Source organism: Wenzhouxiangella sp. 15190, from assembly GCF_003417465.1.
Taxonomy (GTDB): domain Bacteria; phylum Pseudomonadota; class Gammaproteobacteria; order Xanthomonadales; family Wenzhouxiangellaceae; genus Wenzhouxiangella.
Genome location: NZ_QVMV01000006.1, coordinates 37,665 through 59,542, shown reverse-complemented (window position 1 = coordinate 59,542; position 21,878 = coordinate 37,665). Strand labels below are relative to the sequence as shown.

The window sequence follows — 21,878 nt, the reverse complement described above, 5'->3', positions numbered from 1 at the left end:
TTCAGTGCGCCTTCGGTGAGAGTTCGATCCAGGCCTCGGCCACGGTCAGGAACGAGCCGAACACCACCACGCGATCGGCGGGTCCGCTATCGGCCAGCGCTTGTTGCAGCGCGGCAGGTACGGATTCTACCGTTTCCACGGTACCGGAAACAGGCGCATCTTCGAGTTCGGCCGCAATGTCCCCGGCCGGTTGTGCCCGGTCGCCGTCCAGCGGTGCCACCAGCCAGCGCGTGAAACAGGCGTCCAGCGCTCGGCCAATGCCGGCAACATCCTTGCCGGCCAGCGCGCTGAAGACCGCGATGCTGTTTGTCTGTGCCCGACCCAGGGCGGAAGCCAGCGCGGCGGCCGCGGCCGGGTTGTGGGCCACGTCCAGGATCACCTCGGGATTGCGCCTGACGATCTGAAAGCGTCCCGGCAACCGGACGTCGCGCAACCCGGCGGCCATCTGCGCCTCGGTGACCGGCAAACGGTCGGCCAGCTCGATCAAGGCAATCACCGCGCAGGCCGCGTTGCCACGTTGCCAATCCCCGAGCAGGGGCGGCCGGGGCAGCTCGAGACTGAAATCACCGTGAACGATTCGCAAGGCATCCACTGCACCCGCAGGACCCAGGCATTCGCCGGCGCGAATCACGCACGCACCGATCGATTCGAGCGCCTCATTGAGACTGGCAGGTGGATCGGGCTCACCGACGATCACGGGGCGGCCAGCGCGGGCCACGCCCGCCTTCTCGCACGCGATTCGCTCACGCGTGTCGCCGAGAAATTCGGCATGGTCGATATCAATGGACGTAATGACGACCACGTCGGCATCGACCACGTTGACGGCGTCGAGCCGGCCACCCAGGCCGACCTCCAGTACGATAGCGTCGACGCCGGCCCGCGCGGCCAGCCGGAACGCGGCCAGGGTGGTCTGTTCGAAATACGTCAGGGCGATGTCGGCTCGCGCCCGTTCGACATGCTCCAGCGCATCGACGATGTCCGTCTCTTCGGCTTCCCGACCGGCAATGCGCATGCGCTCGGCGAACCGCAGGATATGCGGCGAGGTGTAGGCCATCGGGCGGTAACCGCCGGCGATCAGCATGGATTCGAGCATGGCCACCACCGAGCCCTTGCCGTTGGTGCCCGCCACAGTGATCACCGGCATCGACAGTTCGGCATCCATACGCCGCCAGACCGCTTGCACGCGCTCGAGTCCCAGCTCGATCCGCGAGGCCGGTGCGCGCCGCTCAAGCCGGTCGAGCCAGTCTGTCAGGTTCGGGTTGGAAGACGTGTTCAAGTCAGGCCGGCGGGGCTGTCGGTTACCGATCCTCGTCGACCAGTTCGCCTTCGCGAGTCTCTTCGTCCCGACGCGGTGCCATCAGCATGGTCAGCAGGCCGTGAATGCGCTGGCGCAGCTCGCGTCGATCGACGATCTGGTCGATGGCGCCCTTGTCGAGCAGGAACTCCGAGCGTTGGAAACCCTCCGGCAACTTCTCGCGCACGGTCTGTTCGATCACGCGGGGGCCGGCAAAACCGATCAGGGCGTTGGGTTCGGCGAGATTGATGTCGCCGAGCATGCCCAGGCTGGCCGACACACCACCGGTGGTCGGATGGGTCAGCACCACGATATAGGGCAGGCCTTCTTCGGCCATGCGCGCCAGCGCTGCCGAGGTCTTGGCCATCTGCATCAGCGAGAACAGGCCCTCCTGCATGCGGGCGCCGCCGGAGGCGGCGAAACAGACCAGCGGCAATTCACGCTCCAGGCAATCCTGCGCGGCCAGGGCGAAGCGTTCGCCGACGACCGAACCCATCGAGCCACCCATGAAGCGGAAGTCGAATGCGCAGGCCACCAGCTCCAGTTCCAGCAGTTTGCCGCGCAAGGCCACGAGCGCGTCCTTCTCACCGGTGGCCTTCTGGCTGGCCGCCAGACGGTCGCGATACTTCTTGGTGTCCTTGAATTTCAGTATGTCCACCGGCGCCAGATCCGCGCCGATTTCGATGTGCTCGCCCTCGTCAAGGAAAGCATCCAGGCGCGCCCGACCGGACAGGGCCATGTGGTGGTCGCACTTCGGGCAGACGTTGATATTGCGTTCCAGCTCGGGCCGATACAGCACTGCTTCGCAGGCCTTGCACTTTGTCCAGAGCCCGTCGGGCACCTTGCGACTCTTTGAACCTTCGGTACGGATCCGACCGGGCATCAATTTCTGGAACCAGCTCATTTCAGGCGCTCACCGCGTCGCGTTTGGAAGAGGCGTTATTGTCCATGGCCTCGCGAACGGGAGCAAGGTATTCACGCGCCGCATCCACGGCAGCCGCGGGAGAGTCCGTCTTGCCCAGGCGCTCGACCAGGGCCGATCCAATGACCACGGCATCGGCGCTCTCGGCCGCGGTCGCCGCGTGTTCCGGCGTCCTGATGCCGAAGCCGACGGCAATGGGTACACCGGCGGCGTTGCGAATTCGTTCAACCGCCGGCGCCAGAGAGGCGGTGTCGAGGGTAGACGCTCCGGTCACGCCCTTGATCGAGACGTAATAGAGGAATCCGCCGGCCAGTGCGGCCGCCCGCTTCAAGCGCGCATCGGTGGTGGTCGGTGCGACCAGGAAAATCTGGTGCAGATCGTGACGGGCCAGCTCGGCACGCATTTCCGCGGCTTCGTCGGCCGGCACGTCGACGATCAGCAGGCCGTCGACACCGGCGGCAGCGGCTTCCTCGCAGAAGCGCGCCACGCCGCGACGCTCGATCGGGTTGGCATAGCCCATCAGGACGACCGGTGTGGCGGCGTCGCTGCGGCGAAATTCGGCGACCATCGCCAGCACTTCCTGCAGTCCGGTGCCCTGCTCGAGCGCCCTAGCGCAGGCCTCCTGGATGACCGGGCCGTCGGCCATGACATCGGAAAACGGCATGCCGACCTCGAGCAGGTCGGCGCCTGCCTCGACGGCGGCGTGCATCACCGGGACGGTCGCATCCGGGCCGGGGTAGCCGGCTGTCACGTAGGGAATCAGGGCGCAGCGGCCACGCCGCCTGAGGTCTCCGAATCGCGCGTCGATACGGTTCAAAGCGTCATTCCTTCCAGTTCTGCCACGGTGTTGATGTCCTTGTCACCCCGGCCGGAGAGATTGACCAGGACGATTTCGTCCTTGCTGCGTCCGGCCGCGAGCTTCATGCCGTAGGCGACGGCATGGGCGGACTCCAGTGCCGGCATGATGCCCTCCGAGCGGGTCAGCTCATGAAAGGCGGCCAGCGCCTCCTCGTCGTCGATGCCGACATACGCCGCCCGCCCGGAATCCTTCAGCCAGGCGTGCTCGGGACCGACGCCCGGATAATCGAGTCCGGCGGAGACCGAATGCGTGTCGATGATCTGCCCGGCGTCGTCGTCGAGCAGGTAGGTGCGCGAGCCGTGCAGAACACCGATGCGTCCGGCGCACAGGCTGGCGGCATGCTCATGGCCGGACAGTCCGTGACCGGCGGCCTCGACTCCGTACATGGCCACCTCGTCATCCCCGATGAAGGGATGGAACAGGCCGATGGCGTTGGAGCCGCCGCCGACGCAGGCGACCAGGGCGTTCGGCAGCCGACCGTATTCTTCCTGTACCTGTTGGCGCGCCTCGCGCCCGACGACGGCATTGAAGTCGCGCACCATGGCCGGATAGGGATGCGGGCCGGCGACCGTACCCAGCACGTAGAAAGTGTCGTCGACGTTGGTGACCCAGTCGCGCATGGCCTCGTTGAGGGCGTCCTTGAGGGTTTTCGAGCCGGCCTCGACGCTGATGACTTCGGCACCGAGCAGCTTCATGCGGAAAACGTTGACCGACTGGCGCCTGACGTCTTCGGATCCCATGTAGACCACGCACTTCATGCCCAGCCGGGCTGCCACGGTCGCCGTGGCCACGCCATGCTGGCCGGCGCCGGTTTCGGCGATCACGCGCTGCTTGCCCATGGCCTGGGCCAGCAGGGCCTGGCCGACGGTGTTGTTGATCTTGTGTGCGCCGGTGTGATTGAGATCTTCGCGCTTGAGCACGATCTGCGCCCCGCCCACCTTGCGGGTCAGGTTCTCGGCCAGATAAAGCGGCGAGGGACGGCCGACGAAGTGCGCCAGGTCGGAGTCGAGTCTCGCGACGAACGCGTCGTCGGCCAGGTACTTGCGCCAGGCGGCTTCCAGTTCCTCGAGCGCGGCCATCAGGGTCTCGGAGACGAAGCGTCCGCCGAATACGCCGAAATGACCGCCGGCGTCGGGCAACTGGGTCGGAATCGCTGTCTTTTCGGCTGTTTCAGCCATCTTTCACCGCCTTGATAAAGTCATGAATCAGCTTATCACTCTTCACCCCGGGGCGGACTTCCACACCGCTTGAAACATCCACCGCATCGGGCTGCAGAAGCCTGCAGGCCTCGGCTACATTTACGGGATTCAGGCCGCCGGCCAGCACCCAGGGGCGATCAAGCCGCGGCACCCGGGCCCAGTCGAAAACCTCGCCGCCGCCGCCGGCCTTTCCCGGTGCGTGCGCGTCGAGCAACAGGGCGTCGGCCCGTTCATAGTCCGTTGGGTCCTCGGGTCGCTCACCGCCCATGGCCAGGGCTTTCATCCACGGCCGGCCGAACTGCCGGCAGAAGTCCTGATCCTCGCGTCCGTGGAACTGCAGCCAGTCCAGCGGCACCTGCTCGAGCGTCTCTGCCACCGTTTCAGCCGTCGCATCCATGAACAGACCGACCCGGCTGACGAAAGGCGGAAGCGCCCGGCACACGGTAACCGCCTGCTCGATGTCGACCAGTCGCGGACTCTTCTCGGCAAAGACCAGGCCGATGGCATCGGCGCCGGCCGTTGCCGCCGACAGCGCGTCCTCGATACGGGTGATGCCGCAAATCTTGATGCGAATCATGGTCTTGATGCCCGATGGCCTATTGATCATCCCGCGCTGGAAAGTCGACTTCCCGCCCGACCGGCAGCTGCGGGTGATCCGGGTAGGTCGGCGCCACGAAGTAAAGCCCGTCTGCCGGTGCCGTCGGCCCGGCCACGGTGCGATCGGCCGCGGTCAACACCGCGCCCGGCCAGGATACGGGCTGCTCGCCCTTGCCGACCGGAATCAGGGTTCCCGCGATATTTCTGACCATATGGTAGACGAAGGCATTGGCCTCGATGTCAATGACGACTTCACTGCCTTGACGAGTCACCGACACATGATGGATCTCGCGTACCGGCGACCTGGCCTGGCAGCCCACCGCCCGGAAACTGGAGAAATCATGCTCGCCGAGCAGGGCCTGAGCGGCTTCGTGCATGCGTTCAGCGTCAAGCGGCTGGCGAATCCAGGCGACCCGCCCCCGATCGATAGCGGGACGCACCCAGCGATTGAGCATGCGGTAACGATAGCGCCGGCGCGTGGCCGAAAAGCGTGCGTGGAAAGCCTCGTCGACCGGGCGCACCCACAGTACCGAAATACCGGGATGCAAATGCGTGTTGGCGCCGAGTACCCAGGCGCGCTCCTGGCGCTCGGCCTGCGCGTCGAAGTGGGCCACCTGGCAGTGGGCATGCACCCCGGTGTCGGTGCGACCGGCGCAATGGATGGTCACCGGATGGTCGGCCACCCGGCTCAGGGCTGATTCGAGGCAGGCCTGGACGGTCGGCGACTGGCGCTGTCGCTGCCAGCCGTAGAAACCGCTGCCGTCGTACTCGATGCCGGCGGCCAGTCGCATTCGGGCATCCGGCCTAATCGAGATCGTCGAGCAGCTTTCTGGCTTCCTCGCGCTTGGATTCGCTGCCGTCGCTGATCACTTCCTCGAGAACCGGCCGCGCCGAATCGGCCAGGTCGACCGAGATGTAGGCGCGGGCGAGATCGAGCTTGACGTCGGCATCTTCGTCGCTGAGTGAGCCGCCTGCCTGTTCCGTTGATTCTTCCTCGGCCGAATCCGCCGACTCACCCGCGCCGGGCACTTCCTCCGGTTCGGATGTCTCAGCCCCGGTCTCATCGGATTCGCCGAGGTCGAAATCGAGCCCTTCGTCGGGGGCCGTGGAATCGAAGTCCTCGACATCCGAGCTCAACTCGAGATCGAGATCCTCGTCTTCACGCGCACCGGCTTCGCCCAGAACTTCCTCGGCTTCCTGTTCACGCGCCGGGGTGAAGTCCAGGTCGGGGCCCGTTGCCTTTTCATCCTCGAGATCGACCGGGGCTTCGGAATGCTCGTCTGCGGCTTCTTCGGTCGAGGCGGCCTCCTCGTCAGATTCCTCGAACGTGCCGAAATCGGTCTCTCCCGTGTCCTGAGGGACCGAGGTGACTGACCCGGCATCACTGTTCTGATCGTCGAGACGGTCGGATAGCACGGCAAGGTCCATGTCTTCATCGAATGTCTCTTCCTGGTCGGCTTCACCGGCGTCGCCTTCGGTCCCGGAAGGCGCCGGTTCACGCGTTTCTTCCTCCAGGCCGAGATCGAACGCCTCGTCGCCGGTATCGCCGAACTCGCGCTGTTGGGTGTCTGCAGCGTCTTCGGATTCGGCATCGGATTCGTCCATGTCGAGCATGCCGAGCATTTCGTCAGCCCGCCGGTCGAAGTCATCCTCTTCCGGCGCTTCATGCGGCGTAAGTAACGGATGGTCGGGAACATGCGCCGACGCCAGCGACAGCGCCTCCTGCCATTCCGGTGCGGACTCGTCTTCGACATGCTGATACATCTGGTCGAAGGCGTCGGTGAATTCCTGCTCGCGTCCCCGGTCGGCCAGCAGTTTCAGCAGTGCCAGGTGCGCGGCCAGGTCACCCGGCTTCCGGGCCACCGAAGCGCGGGCCGATGCGACGGCATCGCCGGCGGTCGAAGCGACCTCGCCCGTTTCAGACCCCTCGCGGCGACGGCGCAGCCACAACAAGGCGGCCACGACGACGATCACCAGCACCAGCAGGCCAACGGCGGGCCACAGCCAGCCGGACGTGCCATCGGAACTGCGCGTAACCGGCATGGAATCCTCTGCTTCTTCCGCCTGGCCGGATTCATCACCCGCCGAATCGTCGGCGGCAGCCATCGCCTCGCTTTCGTCTTCGGTCCGGGTATCGCCACCATCGGATTCGCCTGCTTCCCCGGTGCCGGCCTCATCCACCGCTGCCATTTCCTCGCTTTCGGAAGCGGCTTCTTCGCCGTCCTCCACCCCGAACTCTTCTTCAAGTTCGCTCATGTACTCGGTGACCTCGTCGCCCGCATCACCGTCCGTGGATTCCCCACCATCGTCGGCCTGGGCAAGCTCGTCCTGTTCCGCCCGAGTCTCACGGGCTTCGCGCAGTCGGTCCTCGAGTTCAGCCAGAGATTCCTCGGCCACGGCCACACCGGCCATATCGCGCTGGTCGAGGGCGTCCCGCACTTCGGCGACATGCTCTTCGAAGCGCTCGTTCTCGACACCGCTGGCGGCGATCTCCTCTTCAACCTCGGCCAGCTGCTGGCTCACACGCTGAACCTCGCTTTCGGATACCGCCGACGTTTCCGAATACTGGTCGTCTTCAGGCGGGACGACATCGAGCCGGTAGTCCTCTTCGCTCTCGGCTGTCTCGGCCGCCCCGTCTTCCGGGCCAGCTTCTTCTTCCTGGGCAGCTCCCTGTTCTTCCTGGGCAACAGCTTCCTGATCAGCCTCTGCAGGTGGCTCCGGTGTTTCCGGCGTGGCCGCATCCGATACGACGGGGACATCCTCGGCCACTTGCGGCTGCCACGACCGCATGTGCTCGCGCACACGCTGTTCGGCCTCGGCGCGGTCCACTGCCCGCACCTCGTCCGTGCCCGGCATGTCCAGCAGCGCATCGCTGCGCAGCCGGTTGATGTTCTCGCCGAGGAAAGCGCCCCGGTTGCGATTGAAGATGGCCAGCATGACCTGGTCCATGCTCAGCGAGCGGTCGCTGCGCCAATCCTGGGCGATACGCCACAAGGTATCGCCCCGGGAAACTCGTACGGTGTCGCCGGCGCGCGGCGCTGTCGCGGCTGAATCGTCCGCCGGCTGCGAGGGCCTGGACGACGGCTGCGTCGCCGGCTCGTCGGCCCGCTGGGCTGCCTCACGTTCCTGGCGCTCAGCGGGCGCCGGCTCCGTTTCGGACGCGGGTTCGGAGGCGGACTCGGCGGCCGGCTGACTGACATCGCGCACCGGTGCAGCGGAATCCCTGACCGGCGGATCCAGGAAAAGGGTGTATTCACGCAGTACGCGACCGCTGGACCAGCGCGCATCGATGAGAATCTGGACGACGGGATCGTCGACCGGCTGCTTCGAGCGGACCCGGACGGTGGCCGGATCGGTACTGCGATCGACCGTTACCTCGAGCCCCAGTCCCAGCGAATCGCTCGGCACGCCCAGGCGTTCGTAGTCCTCGAGCGACGCCGGCGCCACGCTGACCGATTCGACCGCTTCGGACTCGACGTCGAGCAGGCGAATGGAGATATCGAGCGGCTGGCCCAGCCAGGAATCGACGCGGGCCTCCCCGAGCCCGAGCGCCCGCAAGCCATCGGCAGGAAACAGCAACATGAGTGCACCCAGCAGAACGGGTGCGATCCATCGAACAGCATTGTTGGCCATGAGCGCCGAGTCCCTCTAGTGCTTGATCAAAATTATTTCAATTCAAGCGAGTATACCAATGTGTTCACATAATGCGAAAGCGCCGCCAGGGGGCGGCGCTTTCAAGGGATCGCTGACTGGAATTAATCGTCGAGGAGCTTAGCGAGCGGCTGTGTGACGGTGGCCACCGTCACGCGCAGTAGCTCATCGGCGATTAATCAGGTATTCCGCGATCTGGATGGCGTTCAGCGCCGCGCCCTTGCGCACGTTGTCGGCCACGACCCAGAAATCCAGTCCCTGCGGATGGCTGAGATCGCGCCGGATGCGGCTGACGAAGGTCTCGTCGTGCCCGCTGGCGTGGGTCAGCGGCGTGAGGATCTCGTCGTCGCCGACCACCTTCACGCCCGGCGCCTCGCTGAGCAGCCTGCGGGCCTCGTCGACTTCCAGCGGCCTGACCGTTTCCAGGTGCACCGCCTCGCCGTGACCGAAGAACACCGGCACGCGAACCGCGGTGGCGTTGACGGCAATCTCGTCGGAATCGAGGATGCGACGGGTCTCGTTGTGCATCTTCATCTCTTCCTTGGTGTAGCCGTTGTCCTGCAGCTTGTCGATCATCGGGATCACATTGAACGCGATCGGCGCGTTCAGTGCCTCGACTTCCGGATCCTTGAAGTTGAAGCGGTCCTTGCTCTGCTGGGCCAGCTCCTCCATCGCCGAGTGACCGGCGCCGGAGACCGACTGGTAGGTCGCCACATTGATGCGCGCCACGCCGGCCGCGCGATGGATGGGCGCGACAGCCAGCAGCATCTGGATGGTCGAGCAGTTGGGGTTGGCGATGATGCCGCCGTCGGTGCCGAAGTCGTCGAGCACGCCGGCATTCACTTCCGGCACCACCAGCGGCACGTCCGGGTCGAGGCGGAAATGCGAGGTGTTGTCGATCACCGTGCATCCGGCCCTGGCCGCACGCGGGGCGTGCTCGGCCGACACGCTGCCGCCGGCGGAAAACAGCGCAAAGTCCCAGCCGCTGAAGTCGAACTCGGACAGATCCTGGACGGTCACGGACCGGCCTTTGAAGTCGACCATGCTCCCGGCCGACCGGCTCGAGGCCAGCACCGCCAGCTCGCTGATGGGAAACTCGCGCTCGGCCAGCAGTTCCAGCATGACCTGCCCCACCGCCCCGGTCGCACCGACGACGGCTACTCGATAACCTTGCTTCGCTTCGCTCATGATGATGTTTGCTTCTGATTCGAATGGGAATTAGTTGGCGAGTGTTAAGTGTAAAGTGTGAAGTGTAAAGAACGACCGCCCATAGCCGCGCCTTCTTCACACTTCACACTGAACACTTCACACTTTTTGCACTTCCCACTTACCCTGGGATGCGCGGCGTCTGCTCGCCTACGTCGCCGCACTGGGCGCGGTTGAGTAAATAGTGGTCCATGATCACCAGGGCCAGCATGGCCTCGACGATGGGCACGGCGCGAATCCCGACACATGGGTCATGGCGGCCGGTGGTCACGATTTCAACCGGTTCACCCCGGATATCCACGGTCTTCCCGGGCAGGCGCAACGACGAGGTCGGCTTGAAGGCCACCGCGCACTCGACCGTCTGCCCGGTCGAAATGCCGCCCAGCACGCCACCGGCGTGATTGGACTCGAAGCCTTCCGGCGTAATCTCGTCGCGGTGCTCGGTGCCCTTCTGTGCCACCGAATCGAAGCCAGCGCCGATCTCCACGCCCTTGGCGGCGTTGATGCTCATCATCGCCGCGGCCAGGTCGCCATCGAGCTTGGCGTAGACCGGCGCACCCAGCCCGACGGGCACGCCGGTGGCGCGCGCCTTGACCAGTGCACCCACCGAGTCGCCCGACTTCCAGAGCTTTTTCATGTAATTCTCGAGCGCCTCGATCCTGGAAGCGTCCGGACAGAAGAAGGGATTGGAGTCGATCACTGAAGCGTCGAATTTCTCGTCGCAGACTTCGTCACCGATCCGGCCCAGCCAGCCGGTGATCTCGACCCCGACTTGGTCCTTCAGGTATTTCCTCGCCAACGCACCGGCGGCGACCCGCATGGCCGTCTCGCGCGCCGAAGAGCGCCCGCCGCCGCGGTAGTCGCGAATACCATACTTGTGGTGATAGGTGTAGTCGGCATGCCCGGGCCGGAACTGCTCGGCGATCTTCGAGTAGTCCTTCGAGCGCGCATCCGTGTTGTAGATCAAAAGCGCGATTGGCGCGCCCGTCGTCCTGCCCTCGAAGGTGCCGGAGAGAATCTGGACGTCCTCGGCCTCCTTGCGCTGCGAGGTCCAGCGGCTCTGCCCGGTCGCCCGCCGCATCAACTCGTCGCGAATCTCCTCCGCCGTGATCTCCATCCCCGGTGGAAACCCGTCGATCACACACCCGATCGCCGGCCCGTGGCTTTCGCCAAAGGTCGTGAGCGTCAGAACGTGGCCGAAGGAGTTGGTGGACATGGTTACGGTTTACGGTTTCCGGTTTCCGGTATACGGATTCCGGCGTTCACGGCTTCGAGCACGGAGGAATGAAGCGCCGGTCTGGTAGACGCCCTTATGCCATCAAGACAGACAGACTGATCCCAAGCCTTCCCGTAAACCGTAAACCGGAAACCGGAAACCGGACGCTGAGGCACAAAGGGTAGGTCCATATTCAACGCCCGATCAAAGGTTCGTATAGTTCGGCCCTGACCCGCCTTCCGGCGTGACCCAGTCGATAACCTGGTAGGGGTCGGCGATGTCGCAGGTCTTGCAGTGGACGCAGTTGGCGGCATTGATCTGGAGGCGCTTGCCGCCTTCGTCCTCGACCACTTCGTAGACGTTGGCCGGGCAGAAGCGGGTGCAGGGGTTGCCGTACTCTTCCTCGCATCGGGTGAAACACACGTCCGGATCGATGATCTTCAGGTGCACTGGCTGGTCTTCGTCGTGCGCGGTCTGGGCGAAGTAGACCGAGGCCAGGCGATCGCGCGGCGGCAGGTCGCGGTCGACATGATCGAACTTCAGACCCGGTTCGTCGAGCTTGCGGTACTGCTCATAGTCGGCGTGGTTTTCGAGCGTGCGCGGCAGTTTGCCGGCGGTGACCGTCTCGATGGCCGCCGTTACCATGCCGCGCCACAGACCCTTGCTGAACCCCGGGCGGATGTTTCGCACCTTCTTCAGTTCGGCCATGACGTCGGACTCGCGCAGCCGCTTGTCGAAGCCTTCGCTGCCGAGATTCCCGGCCAGGTGCTCGGCAGCGAGCATGCCCGATTTCATCGCCTGGTGGACGCCCTTGATCTTGGGCACGTTGAGCAGGCCGGCCGAGTCGCCGATCAGCACCGCACCGGGCATCTCGACCCTCGGCAGAGACTGGTAACCGCCCTCGACCAGCGCACGGGCGCCGGCCGACAGGATCTCGCCGCCCTCGAGCATTTCGTGCATCATCGGGTGGTGCTTGAACTGCTGGAAGGCTTCGAACGGCGAAAACTTCGGGTCCTGGTAGTCCAGACCGCAGACGAAGCCGACGGCCACGCGGTCCTTGTCGAGGTGATAGATGAAGCTGCCGCCGTAAATCTCCTTGGGCAGCGGCCAGCCCACGGTGTGCTGGATCCGGCCCGGCTCGACTCGCCCTTCGGGCAGGCGCCACAGCTCCTTCATGCCGATGCCGTAGGTCTGCGGGTCACTGTCGGCGTCGAGCTTGTACTTGCGGATCGCCCGCTTGGTCAAGTGACCGCGACAGCCTTCGCCCAGCACGGTCACCGGCGCGTGAATCTCGATGCCCTGGACGTAGGTGTCCTTCTCGTTGCCCTCGGCGTCGACGCCCATGTCGCCGATGATCACGCCCTGCACTTCGTCCTTGTCGTTATAGGACAGGTCGGCGGCGGCGAAACCGGGGAACAGGTCCACGCCCAGCGCTTCCGCTTTCGGCGCCAGCCAGCCGCTCAGTGCGCCGAGCGAGACGATGAAGTTGCCGTGGTTCTTCTGCTGCGGCGGGGTGGGCAGCTTGCGCTTGCCGGTCTTGCTCAGATGCATGAGCTGATCCTTGCCGGCTTCCACGCAGATCGGCGGCGGATCGTCGCGCCAGCCGTCGATGAGTGCATCCAGCGGCTCGGGCTCGATAACCGCGCCGGAGAGGATGTGCCCGCCGATCTCGGCAGCCTTCTCGATCACGCAGACGTTGAGCTCGTCCTTGAGTTGCTTGAGCCGGATCGCACAGGCCAGCCCGGCCGGGCCGGCACCGACGATCACGACGTCGTATTCCATGATTTCGCGTTCGGACATGGGATTCGCTGGGAGTCTCGGGCCAAGTTTCAAAGCATACAGGCAAGGGAGCCTCTGAGAAACTCCCAGGCCGCTAACGCTGTCAGTCGTTAACCTGCGAGCAGCGCCTGCAGCTTCGGCCAGACGGCCTCGAGCATCAGCGGCTGGGCCTCGGCGGTGGGGTGAATGCCGTCATCCTGGAGCATTCCGGGCTTGTCGAAAATATCGTCGATAAAGAACGGCAGGAACTCGATGTCATAGCGCTCGGCCAGGCGCGGATAGATCGCCTCGAAGCGCTCGATATAGACCGGGCCCAAATTGGGCGGCAGGCGGATCTGCATCAAGGCCACGGTGGCATCGGCCGACTTGCCTTTTTCGATCACGGCCGCCAGATTGTCTTCGGTCTGCGTCGGCGATAGCCCACGCAGGCCGTCATTGCCGCCAAGAATGATCAGCACGACATCCGGCCGGTGTGTTTCCAGCAGCCCGTCGATCCGGGTGACCGCCCCGGCGGTGGTTTCGCCCGAGATGCTGGCGTTGATTACTTCGTGCTCGCCGTCGAGGCGTTCGGAAAGCAGATGCACCCAGCCCGATTCACGGGGGATGGAATAGGCGTCGGAGAGACTGTCGCCGACGACCATCACCGTCGCCGCACTCACCGGCAGGCACAATGATGCGCTCAGCAACGCAATGAACAGTCCTTTCGGGAACAGTTTGAACATGGATCAATCCACACAAAGCATCCTGTCGGCCCGACAGGTGGGATTTTCGGTCGACGCCCCCGGCGGGCGACTCGAGATTCTCAAAGATATCAGCCTGGACCTGAACGCCGGCGAAACGCTGGCGATCGTCGGGGCCTCCGGCTCGGGCAAGACCACCCTGCTCGGTCTGCTGGCCGGCCTCGACCGCCCAACCAGTGGCGATATCCGGCTGACCGGCGCCGAACTCAAGTCGCTTGACGAAAACGCCCGCGCGCGGTTGCGCAAACGCCACGTCGGCTTCGTCTTCCAGAGCTTTCACTTGCTGCCCAGCCTGACCGCGCTGGAGAACGTGATGCTGGCGCTGGAGATCGCCGCCTTCGAACACCCACGCAAGCGCGCCCTCGAAGCGCTCGACCAGGTCGGCCTGAGCCACCGCCTGGAACACTACCCGCGCCAGCTCTCCGGCGGCGAGCAGCAGCGCGTGGCGATTGCCCGGGCCTTCGCCGGCGAGCCCGAAATCCTGTTCGCCGACGAACCGACTGGCAACCTCGACCAGCGCACCGGCGAGGCGGTGGCCGACCTGCTGTTCGAACTCAATGAACATCACGGCACGGCGCTCGTTCTGGTCACACATGACATGAAGCTCGCTCGGCGGTGTGGACGGGTGGACAAGATTGAAGACGGCGTGCTTACGGGCGGCGAGGGAGCTACTGAGCATGCTTGACGCTCGCAAACTCGAAATCCGAAGCACCAAATCCGAAACAAATACGAAGCACGAATGCTTGAAACGGCGGGCGCTTGACACCTCGGCACCTATCCGTTTCTGTCATTCGAATTTCGAATTTCATGCCTGTTTCGAATTTGGTGCTTCGAATTTCGGATTTGCGCCCAATAGCGAAGCCTGCTCCCGATGAATTCAGCAGCTCTCTCGCTAAAACTGCTGACCCGCCAATCCCGCTCCGGCGCTCTGGTGATGTTGTTCGCCGGACTGGTGGTGGCGACGGCCGCGCTGGCTGCGGTGAGCCTGTTTACCGACCGCGTCGGGCGGGCGCTGGAGCGACAGGCCGGCGAGGTGCTGGCCGCCGACCTGGTGATAACCGGGCGCGAGCGCCTGCCCGAAGAATACCGGGAAAAGGCCGGCGAACTGGGCCTGGATACGGCCGAGATCGCGCTTTTGAGCACGGTGCTGTTCGTCGGCGAGGAAAGCCACCTGGTCGACCTCAAGGCCGTCACCGAGACCTACCCGCTGCGCGGGCAGCTCAAGCTGGCCGACCGACTCGGTAGCGATCAGGAAGAAACCCTGGCGACTGCACCCCGGCCGGGCACGGGCTGGATGGCAGCCCGGGGGCTGCGCCTGTTCGAGACCGATACCGGCGTGGAAGTCGACATCGGTCGCCGCGCCGTAAACATCGAGCGCGTGCTGACCTGGGAGCCGGACCGTGGCGGCAGCCGCTTCATGCTCGCCCCGCGGTTGATCATCCACATGGACGACCTGCTCGACAGCGAACTGCTCGGCCCGGGCTCGCGCGTGCGCTGGCGCCTTCTGGTCGCCGGCAGCGAATCGGGCGTGGCCGAATTCCGCCGCTGGGTCGAACCAAGAGTCGAAGACCGCCAGGACATCGAAACCGTCGCCGAGGCCGAGGCCGACACCGGCCAGGCGCTCGAGCAGGCCCAACGCTTCCTGGGCGTGGCCGCGCTGACCGCCGTGATCCTGGCCGCCGCCGCCGTGCTGCTGGCCGCACTCAGGTATTCGCGCTCTCAGCGCGACCTGGTCGCGCTCCTTAAGGCCTTCGGCGCCGAAGGTCGCCAGATTCTCGGCGCACTGAGCCTGATGCTGCTGTGGCTGGCGCTGGCGGCAATCGCCACCGGCGGGGTCCTGGCCTTCGGCGCGCAGACCGTCATCGCCTCGATCCTGGCCGACGGCCCCGCCGGCGAACTGCCGCCGGCCCGCCTGATGCCGCTTGTCGGCAGTGGCAGTTTCACCCTGCTGCTGGCGGCCGGCTTCGCCCTGCCGCCGCTGGTGGCGCTCAGATCGGTCGCGCCGATGCGCATTCTCAACCGATCACTCGACACCCGGCCCGGGCTGGCCGGCGGCTTGTGGCTGGTACCGATTCTGGGCGCGCTGGCGATTCCGGTACTGCAGCTCGGCAACCTGCGCCTGGCAATGATCGTGCTCGGCGGTTCGGCCACGCTGGCCGCCGTCCTGGCCCTGGCCGCCTGGGGCGCGATGGGGCTGAGCCGGCAACTGTCAAAGCGCACGCGGGCCGACTGGCGTTTCGGGCTGGCCGGGCTGCACCGCCGCCGCGGCCAGGGCATCATCCAGATCACCGCCCTGGGCCTGGGTCTGATGGCGCTGCTGCTGTTGATGATCGTGCGGGCCGAACTGCTCGAGCAGTGGCGCGGCAGCCTGCCGGAAGACACCGCCGATCACTTCGTGGTCAACATCCAGCCCGACCAGCGCGAGGCCGTGCACGAAGCCCTGGTCGAGGCCGGCGCGCTCAACCTCCAGATTCGCCCAATGGCCACCGTCAACCTCATCGAGGTCAACGGCGAACCGCCACCGGATCACCGTTGGGCCGGGCAAACCAACGTCTCCTGGATCGATACACTACCGCCGGCCAATCGCGTCATCGAAGGCACGTTCTTCGCGCCGGACGCCGACGGCGAGATTTCCCTGGCCCAGCGCTGGGCCGAGCGAACGGGCGTCGGCATGGGCGACACCATGCTTTTCGAGGCCGGCGGCCAGCGCCTGGATGCGACGGTAACGAGCATGCGCGAGGTCGAGTGGGAATCGTTCAACGTCAATTTCTTCATCCTGCTCACGCCCTCGGCGGGCGAGTCGCTGCCGCACCAGTTCATCGCCAGCTTCCGCCTGCCCGAAGACGCCGGCCCCCTGCGCGATATCCAGCAGGGCTGGCCCAACGTATCGATCATCGATATCGGCGCCCTGCTGGATCGCATCGGAGAGATCATCGACCGGGTCTCGAGCGCGGCCCAGGTGGTGTTCTTCTTTACCCTGATCGCGGGGCTGGTGGTGCTGTTGGCGGCTCTGGAAGCCACCCGCGACGAGCGCCGGCAGGAAGCGGCCCTGATCCGCGCACTGGGTGCCGACGATGCCCTGGTACGACGCGGGCTGCTGATCGAGTACGGCGCCATGGCGCTGATCGCCGCCGTGCTGGCCACCGGCGGCGCGGCGCTGACCGGCTGGCTGCTGGCGCGCGAGCTGTTCGAATTCGCCTACCGGCCCTCGGCTCTGCTGCTGGCGAGCGGCTTTGTCGTATCGTTCGTGCTGGTCGTCGGCAGCGGCTGGCTGGGCAACCGTTCGGTGCTCAAAACCTCGCCCATCCGCATCCTGCGCGCGGGCGGATAGACGCCCCTTGGCCTCCACGCCCGAAACCGCCCTGCCGAAGGAGCACGCCGACCCGCATGCCCACTTGATCCTTTACGGCTCACGGCTCAGGGTGCTGTGGCACATGGCCTGGCCGGCGATTGCCGTAATGATGGCCTTCGGCCTCAACGCCGTGATGGACGCCGTCTACATCGGGCACCTCATCGGCGAGCAGGCGCTCGCCGGCGCGGTGCTCGCCTATCCGCTGACCCAGCTGACCCTGGGACTGGGCTCCCTGGCCGGCATCGGCGGCGGTGTGGCGCTGTCGATCGCCATCGGACGCGGCGACCGCGAGACGGTCAAGCAACTGCCCGGAACGGCCATCACCGTCGCATTTCTTCTCTCCATGGGTTATGCCCTGCTGGGCGGCAGCCTGGCCGAGAAGCTGGTCTATGCGATGGGGGCGCGCGACGACCTGGTTCCGATCGCCGCCGCCTATCTGCGGGCATCGGCCCTGGGCGGCTTCGGTGCCATTGGCGGCATGACACTCAACATGCTCATCCGGGGCGAGGGCAAGATGAAGCTGGCGGCCGCCTACATGGCCACGGGACTTTTGATCAACATTCTCCTCACGCCGGTCTTCATCACGGTCTTCGACTGGGGCGTGGCCGGCGCGGCCTGGGCGACGAATATCGGCGGTGCGGTCGGCGGCCTGCTGGTCTGGCAACGCTTTGCGCGGGGCCGCGCCAGTTACCCGGTGGACGCCCGCTTCCTGGGCCTGCCGCGGGCCCTGGCCGGACGCATCGTCCGATTGGGCACGCCGGCCATGGTGCAAAGCTCGACCGGCCTGGTCCAGGCCGTGGTGGTGTTCAACATGCTCAGCCGCATCGGCGATGAGGCCGACATCGCCTTCTTCGGCGCGGCCTGGCGCGTGCTGCTTTTCATGATCACACCGCTGTTCGGTCTGATGCGCGCCTTCCAGCCGGTGGCCGGCATCAACTACGGCGCGGGGCAGTGGCAACGCATCCGCGACAGCTACTGGACCTTCGTCGCCGCCGGTGCGGCCATGATCGTACCGATCTGGATCGTCATGAATCTCTTCCCGGAGGCCACGCTGGCGCTGATGCTGCCGGATGCCGCCCTGGCAGCGATCGACCTGCACCGTTTCCGCGTGCTGATGCTGGTGCTGCCGGTACTCCCGATCGTGTTCACCGCCCTGGCGCTTCTGCCGGCAATCGAACAGCCCGGCAAGGCCACCCTGGTCTCCGTCTCGCGGCAACTGCTGTTCTACGTGCCGGTCATGCTGACGTTACCGACCCTGATCGGGGTGTCTGGCGTTTACTACGGCGCGACCACGATCGACTTCGTCTGCGCCATGTGGCTGCTGGGAATCGTCCTTCTGACCTTCCGCAGAATGCCCTCGATACCCCATCAAAAAGCCTCTTAAGAAGCCTCTGAAAACGTAGCGAGCGGGTGGCTGACGGTGGCCGCCGGACGCCGTCAGGCGCACGCGCAGTAGTTTTCAGAGGCTTCTTAACGCTTGCGGACGTCGCGCAGGATCGTATAGCGAGCAATGTACTTCGTCTCGCCCTCGTCTTCCTGACGCTGACCGGTACGAGTGTCGTCATGCTTGCCCAGGTATTTCATGTCCTCGCCCGGGCCGGCCCGGAAGACGAGCAGTGCGTTTCTGGATGAGGCCAGGGGCTGATCGGAAATCAGCGTCAGCTGATCGGTGCTACTGCCGGAATCGGCCACGGTCACCTTGCTGAAGCGACCGGACATGGAACTCATGTCGGAGATGGCGCCCTGGTAGTAAGTCGTCTGGCCGCGCCGCTCGAGCCCGATATTGCTCGACAGCGAAGAACACATCTCCTCGGCACGCTTGATCGTATCGTCGGTGACGAATTGGTAAACATTGTCGTCGTCTTCACGGCGCATCCTTCGGCCCTCCTGCAGATCAGTGACGACGGTCACAACTGCGGTATTCAATTGCAATATAACCCAGATTGCAGGTCGCTCGAAACCGCTCCTTCACGAATGTGATCCATTCGTCGGCAGAAATGGCGCTCAGGAGCGGCCCCGCTGCCGCTCCCACCAGTCCAGTCGCCTGAGGACCTCGCGCTCGAATCCGCGCTCGACCGGGCGATAGAAGCGCTGCCGCTCCATCTCGTCGGGAAAATAGTTCTGCCCGGAAAATCCCTTGTCGGTGTGGTGGTCGTAGACGTAATCCTTGCCGTAGCCCAGATCCTTCATCAGGGCGGTCGGCGCATTGAGAATATGCGCCGGCGGCATCAGCGACCCGGATTCCTTCGCCGCCCGCCAGGCCATTCCGGCCGCCGTGTAGATGGCATTGGACTTCGGCGCCGTGGCCAGATAAAGCGTGGCCTGGACAATGGCCAGCTCGCCCTCGGGCGAGCCGAGCACCTCGTAGGCCTCGCGCGCCGCCAGAGCCTGCGTGAGCGCCTGCGGGTCGGCCAGGCCGACGTCCTCGGAGGCAAAGCGAATCAGCCGCCGGGCGACGTAGAGCGGATCCTCGCCGCCGACGAGCATGCGCGCCAGCCAGTACAGGGCGGCGTCGGCATCGGAACCGCGCAGCGACTTGTGCAGGGCCGAAATCAGGTTGTAGTGCTCTTCCCGGTCCTTGTCGTAGGCTGGCGCACGCCGCTGCACCAGGCCCATCAGTCGCTCGCTATCGATCGTTTCGCCGTCGGCCGCCAACTCATAGATTGCTTCGGCCATGTTCAACAGGTAGCGTCCATCGCCGTCGGCCATGGCCAGCAGCATTTCGCGCGCCTCGTCATCGACCGGCAATTTCCTTTCGACGTGCGCCTCGGCACGCTCGAGCAAGCGGTCGAGTGCCTGGTGATCCAGACGCTGCAGCACCAGAACCTGCATGCGTGAGAGCAACGCGCCGTTGAGCTCGAAGGAAGGGTTCTCGGTGGTCGCGCCCACCAGAATGATGGTGCCGTCCTCGACATGCGGCAGGAAGCTGTCCTGCTGGGCGCGGTTGAAGCGATGGATCTCGTCGACGAACAGCAAGGTGCCCTGGCCGTTGCGCCGGCGCATTTTCGCGGCCTCGAAGATCTTCTTGAGGTCACCGACGCCGGAGAAAATGGCTGAGATCTGGACGAAGGCCAGGTCCCCGACCTGGGCGAGCAGGCGAGCCAGGGTGGTCTTGCCCGTACCCGGCGGCCCCCAGAAGACCAGGGAGGCAACCCGGCCGGAGTCGATCATGCGCCGCAGCGGCCCCTGATCGCCCAGCAGATGATCCTGCCCGACCACGTCATCGAAATGCTTCGGGCGCAGACGGTCGGCCAGCGGGCCGCCGGGTGCGTGATCGGTTTCTTCGGTCGCAAACAGGTCGCTCATGACACGTCATTTTACGCCTCGTGGCGGCCGGCTCTGGCGGTTGCGGCGGTGATTGCTATACTCCCGGCAACATCCGTTCAAGAGGGGAGAACCCAGCATGCGCGGCATTCAGGATCAACTGGCGCACCGGGCCAGAACGACGCCCGACCAGCGCTACCTGTCCCAGCCGATCGAACGGGAGTGGCACACCTGGACCTGGGCCGAAGCCTTCGACGAGGCGCGCCGCATGGCCGCCGCGCTGGAACGGCTGGGGCTGGCGCCGGGTGACCGGGTTGGCCTGATCTCGCGCAACTGCGCGCACTGGGTGCTGGCCGACATGGCCATCATTCTCGCCGGGCTGGTCAGCGTGCCCGTCTACCCCACGGCCAAGGCCGACACCATTCGCCAGATCCTCGAGCACAGTGGCAGTCGCGCCTGCTTCGTCGGCAAGATCGACCAGGCCGCCGAGCGCCTTGCCGGCGTGCCGGAAGGCGTGACGACCATCGCCATGCCCTATCCCGACACCGAGGGCGAGCATTCGTGGGACGAACTGATCGAGCGTCCGGCCGGAGACTTCCAGACCCGCAGACGAAGCGAACGGGATCTGGCCACCCTGCTCTACACCTCCGGCAGCACCGGCACGCCCAAGGGCGCCATGCACAGCTTCTCGAACTTCGCATTCGTCGGTCACACAATTCCGAACGCGCTGGGCGTGGAGCCGGGCGACCGCGTTTTCTCCTACCTGCCGCTATCGCACTGCACCGAGCGTGCCTACGTCGAGGCCGCCAGTTTCTACGCCCAGACTTCGCTCTACTTCGCCGAATCCATCGACACCTTTGCCGACGATCTGCGCCACGCCAGGCCCACGCTGTTCGGATCCGTGCCCCGGCTGTGGAAGCGCTTCCAGCTCGGCGTGCTCGAGAAGCTGCCTCCCGAAAAGCTCGACCGGCTGCTGCGTATTCCGCTGGTCTCGACGCTGGTCAAGCGCAAGATCAAGAAACAGCTCGGCTTCGACCAGGTGCGCTGGTTCGCCAGCGGCAGCGCACCGATGGCCGTCTCGCTGCTCGAGTGGTGGGATCGCATCGGCGTGACCATCCGCGAAGGCTGGGGCATGACCGAGACCTTCGCCTACGGCACGCAGATCGGACTCGATGTCGAGCCGCGCTTCGGCACCATCAGCCGCGCCCTGCCCGAAGCCGAGCTGAAGGTCAGCGACGAGCAGGAACTGCTGATTCGCTGCCCCTGCCTGATGGACGGCTACTACAGGGCCGACGAGCTCACCGCCGAGAGCATGACCGAAGACGGCTTCTTCCACACCGGAGACCGTGCCTTCATCGAGGACGGCTACGTGACCATCACCGGCCGCGTCAAGGAGTTGTTCAAAACGGCCAAGGGCAAGTACGTCGCGCCGGTGCCGGTCGAAAGCCTGATCGCGCGCAATTCCTGGATCGAGATGGCCTGCGTGCTCGGAAGCGGCATGACGCAGCCCGTGGCGCTGGTGCAACTGGCCGAACATGCACCCGACGATCAGGAGCATGTATCCCGGCAGCTCGAATCCGATCTCGACCGGCTGAACGAGGATCTGGAACCGCACGAACGCCTTGCCAACCTGATCGTGGTCAGCGAAACCTGGGAGGTCGACAACGGCCTGCTCACGCCCACGCTCAAGATCAAGCGCGACGTCATCGAGGCGAAGTACGCCCACCTGGTCGCCCGGGCCGACAACCGGGTCGAGTTCGAGGACTGAGCAGGCCCAACTACCGAACTGGCAAGTGACC

Annotated in this window: 17 protein-coding genes; 4 read left to right on the top strand and 13 right to left on the bottom strand. The window is 65.3% G+C overall.

Translation table 11 applies throughout. The features are described from left to right. Position 1: 1 nt before the first annotated feature. The 11 genes from DZK26_RS01140 to DZK26_RS01090 form a co-directional block, all read right to left on the bottom strand. Positions 2-1,276, bottom strand: coding sequence for a folylpolyglutamate synthase/dihydrofolate synthase family protein (locus DZK26_RS01140; RefSeq protein WP_116898057.1), 1,275 nt, complete (start codon positions 1,274-1,276; stop codon positions 2-4). 22 nt (positions 1,277-1,298) lie between these two features. Further along, the gene (gene accD, locus DZK26_RS01135) at positions 1,299-2,198 is read right to left on the bottom strand and encodes an acetyl-CoA carboxylase, carboxyltransferase subunit beta (RefSeq protein ID WP_116898056.1); all 900 of its coding nucleotides are present in this window, start codon (positions 2,196-2,198) and stop codon (positions 1,299-1,301) included. 1 nt (position 2,199) lies between these two features. Then, on the bottom strand, positions 2,200-3,033 hold the full coding sequence (gene trpA / locus DZK26_RS01130; RefSeq protein ID WP_116898055.1) for a tryptophan synthase subunit alpha: 834 nt from the start codon (positions 3,031-3,033) through the stop codon (positions 2,200-2,202). After that, positions 3,030-4,253, bottom strand: coding sequence for a tryptophan synthase subunit beta (gene trpB, locus DZK26_RS01125; RefSeq protein ID WP_116898054.1), 1,224 nt, complete (start codon positions 4,251-4,253; stop codon positions 3,030-3,032). The genes trpA and trpB overlap by 4 nt, the downstream gene beginning before the upstream one ends. After that, positions 4,246-4,851: a phosphoribosylanthranilate isomerase gene (locus tag DZK26_RS01120; RefSeq protein ID WP_116898073.1), complete on the bottom strand. Its 606-nt coding sequence runs from the start codon at positions 4,849-4,851 to the stop codon at positions 4,246-4,248. Before DZK26_RS01120 ends, trpB begins: the two co-directional genes overlap by 8 nt. A 19-nt stretch (positions 4,852-4,870) precedes the next feature. Beyond that, positions 4,871-5,662 carry a tRNA pseudouridine(38-40) synthase TruA gene (truA, locus tag DZK26_RS01115; RefSeq protein ID WP_116898053.1) on the bottom strand — a complete coding sequence of 264 codons (792 nt, stop codon included), beginning with the start codon at positions 5,660-5,662 and terminating at the stop codon, positions 4,871-4,873. A 13-nt stretch (positions 5,663-5,675) separates the two neighbouring features. Next, the gene (locus tag DZK26_RS01110) at positions 5,676-8,504 is read right to left on the bottom strand and encodes a FimV/HubP family polar landmark protein (RefSeq protein WP_116898052.1); all 2,829 of its coding nucleotides are present in this window, start codon (positions 8,502-8,504) and stop codon (positions 5,676-5,678) included. Positions 8,505-8,687: 183 nt separating this feature from the next. After that, positions 8,688-9,710, bottom strand: a complete 1,023-nt coding sequence (locus DZK26_RS01105) for an aspartate-semialdehyde dehydrogenase (protein ID WP_116898051.1) — start codon at positions 9,708-9,710, stop codon at positions 8,688-8,690. Between the two features lie 139 nt (positions 9,711-9,849). Next, on the bottom strand, positions 9,850-10,944 hold the full coding sequence (gene aroC / locus DZK26_RS01100; RefSeq protein ID WP_116898050.1) for a chorismate synthase: 1,095 nt from the start codon (positions 10,942-10,944) through the stop codon (positions 9,850-9,852). A gap of 204 nt (positions 10,945-11,148) precedes the next feature. After that, entirely contained in the window at positions 11,149-12,744 is a 1,596-nt protein-coding gene (locus tag DZK26_RS01095; RefSeq protein WP_116898049.1) for an electron transfer flavoprotein-ubiquinone oxidoreductase, read from the bottom strand. 89 nt (positions 12,745-12,833) lie between these two features. After that, positions 12,834-13,445: an arylesterase gene (locus tag DZK26_RS01090; protein WP_116898048.1), complete on the bottom strand. Its 612-nt coding sequence runs from the start codon at positions 13,443-13,445 to the stop codon at positions 12,834-12,836. Here DZK26_RS01090 and DZK26_RS01085 point away from each other — a divergent pair. From DZK26_RS01085 to DZK26_RS01075, 3 genes are all read left to right on the top strand, one after another. Continuing rightward, positions 13,444-14,148: an ABC transporter ATP-binding protein gene (locus DZK26_RS01085; protein WP_116898047.1), complete on the top strand. Its 705-nt coding sequence runs from the start codon at positions 13,444-13,446 to the stop codon at positions 14,146-14,148. The two genes, DZK26_RS01090 and DZK26_RS01085, sit on opposite strands and share 2 nt — an antisense overlap. 186 nt (positions 14,149-14,334) lie before the next feature. After that, the gene (locus DZK26_RS01080; protein WP_116898046.1) at positions 14,335-16,794 is read left to right on the top strand and encodes an ABC transporter permease; all 2,460 of its coding nucleotides are present in this window, start codon (positions 14,335-14,337) and stop codon (positions 16,792-16,794) included. 7 nt (positions 16,795-16,801) lie between these two features. Continuing rightward, positions 16,802-18,199 carry an MATE family efflux transporter gene (locus tag DZK26_RS01075; protein WP_116898045.1) on the top strand — a complete coding sequence of 466 codons (1,398 nt, stop codon included), beginning with the start codon at positions 16,802-16,804 and terminating at the stop codon, positions 18,197-18,199. An 86-nt stretch (positions 18,200-18,285) separates the two neighbouring features. Here the strand turns inward: DZK26_RS01075 and DZK26_RS01070 are convergent, their stop codons facing one another. Further along, positions 18,286-18,690 carry a hypothetical protein gene (locus DZK26_RS01070; RefSeq protein WP_147306648.1) on the bottom strand — a complete coding sequence of 135 codons (405 nt, stop codon included), beginning with the start codon at positions 18,688-18,690 and terminating at the stop codon, positions 18,286-18,288. A 129-nt stretch (positions 18,691-18,819) separates the two neighbouring features. Then, complete coding sequence (locus tag DZK26_RS01065; protein WP_116898043.1) at positions 18,820-20,121, bottom strand: replication-associated recombination protein A; 1,302 nt, start codon at positions 20,119-20,121, stop codon at positions 18,820-18,822. 97 nt (positions 20,122-20,218) lie between these two features. On the opposite strand from DZK26_RS01065, the gene DZK26_RS01060 reads away from it, so the two are divergent. After that, complete coding sequence (locus DZK26_RS01060; protein WP_116898042.1) at positions 20,219-21,847, top strand: AMP-binding protein; 1,629 nt, start codon at positions 20,219-20,221, stop codon at positions 21,845-21,847. Positions 21,848-21,878 lie beyond the last annotated feature (31 nt).

Excerpts from the sequence above, each read along its gene's own strand:
- accD (WP_116898056.1), bottom strand. The coding sequence starts at position 2,198 with ATGAGCTGGTTCCAGAAATTGATGCCCGGTCGGATCCGTACCGAAGGT.
- trpB (WP_116898054.1), bottom strand. The coding sequence starts at position 4,253 with ATGGCTGAAACAGCCGAAAAGACAGCGATTCCGACCCAGTTGCCCGAC.
- DZK26_RS01120 (WP_116898073.1), bottom strand. The coding sequence starts at position 4,851 with ATGATTCGCATCAAGATTTGCGGCATCACCCGTATCGAGGACGCGCTG.
- truA (WP_116898053.1), bottom strand. The coding sequence starts at position 5,662 with ATGCGACTGGCCGCCGGCATCGAGTACGACGGCAGCGGTTTCTACGGC.
- DZK26_RS01110 (WP_116898052.1), bottom strand. The coding sequence starts at position 8,504 with ATGGCCAACAATGCTGTTCGATGGATCGCACCCGTTCTGCTGGGTGCA.
- DZK26_RS01105 (WP_116898051.1), bottom strand. The coding sequence starts at position 9,710 with ATGAGCGAAGCGAAGCAAGGTTATCGAGTAGCCGTCGTCGGTGCGACC.
- aroC (WP_116898050.1), bottom strand. The coding sequence starts at position 10,944 with ATGTCCACCAACTCCTTCGGCCACGTTCTGACGCTCACGACCTTTGGC.
- DZK26_RS01095 (WP_116898049.1), bottom strand. The coding sequence starts at position 12,744 with ATGTCCGAACGCGAAATCATGGAATACGACGTCGTGATCGTCGGTGCC.
- DZK26_RS01085 (WP_116898047.1), top strand. The coding sequence starts at position 13,444 with ATGGATCAATCCACACAAAGCATCCTGTCGGCCCGACAGGTGGGATTT.
- DZK26_RS01090 (WP_116898048.1), bottom strand. The coding sequence starts at position 13,445 with ATGTTCAAACTGTTCCCGAAAGGACTGTTCATTGCGTTGCTGAGCGCA.
- DZK26_RS01080 (WP_116898046.1), top strand. The coding sequence starts at position 14,335 with ATGAATTCAGCAGCTCTCTCGCTAAAACTGCTGACCCGCCAATCCCGC.
- DZK26_RS01070 (WP_147306648.1), bottom strand. The coding sequence starts at position 18,690 with ATGCGCCGTGAAGACGACGACAATGTTTACCAATTCGTCACCGACGAT.
- DZK26_RS01065 (WP_116898043.1), bottom strand. The coding sequence starts at position 20,121 with ATGAGCGACCTGTTTGCGACCGAAGAAACCGATCACGCACCCGGCGGC.
- DZK26_RS01060 (WP_116898042.1), top strand. The coding sequence starts at position 20,219 with ATGCGCGGCATTCAGGATCAACTGGCGCACCGGGCCAGAACGACGCCC.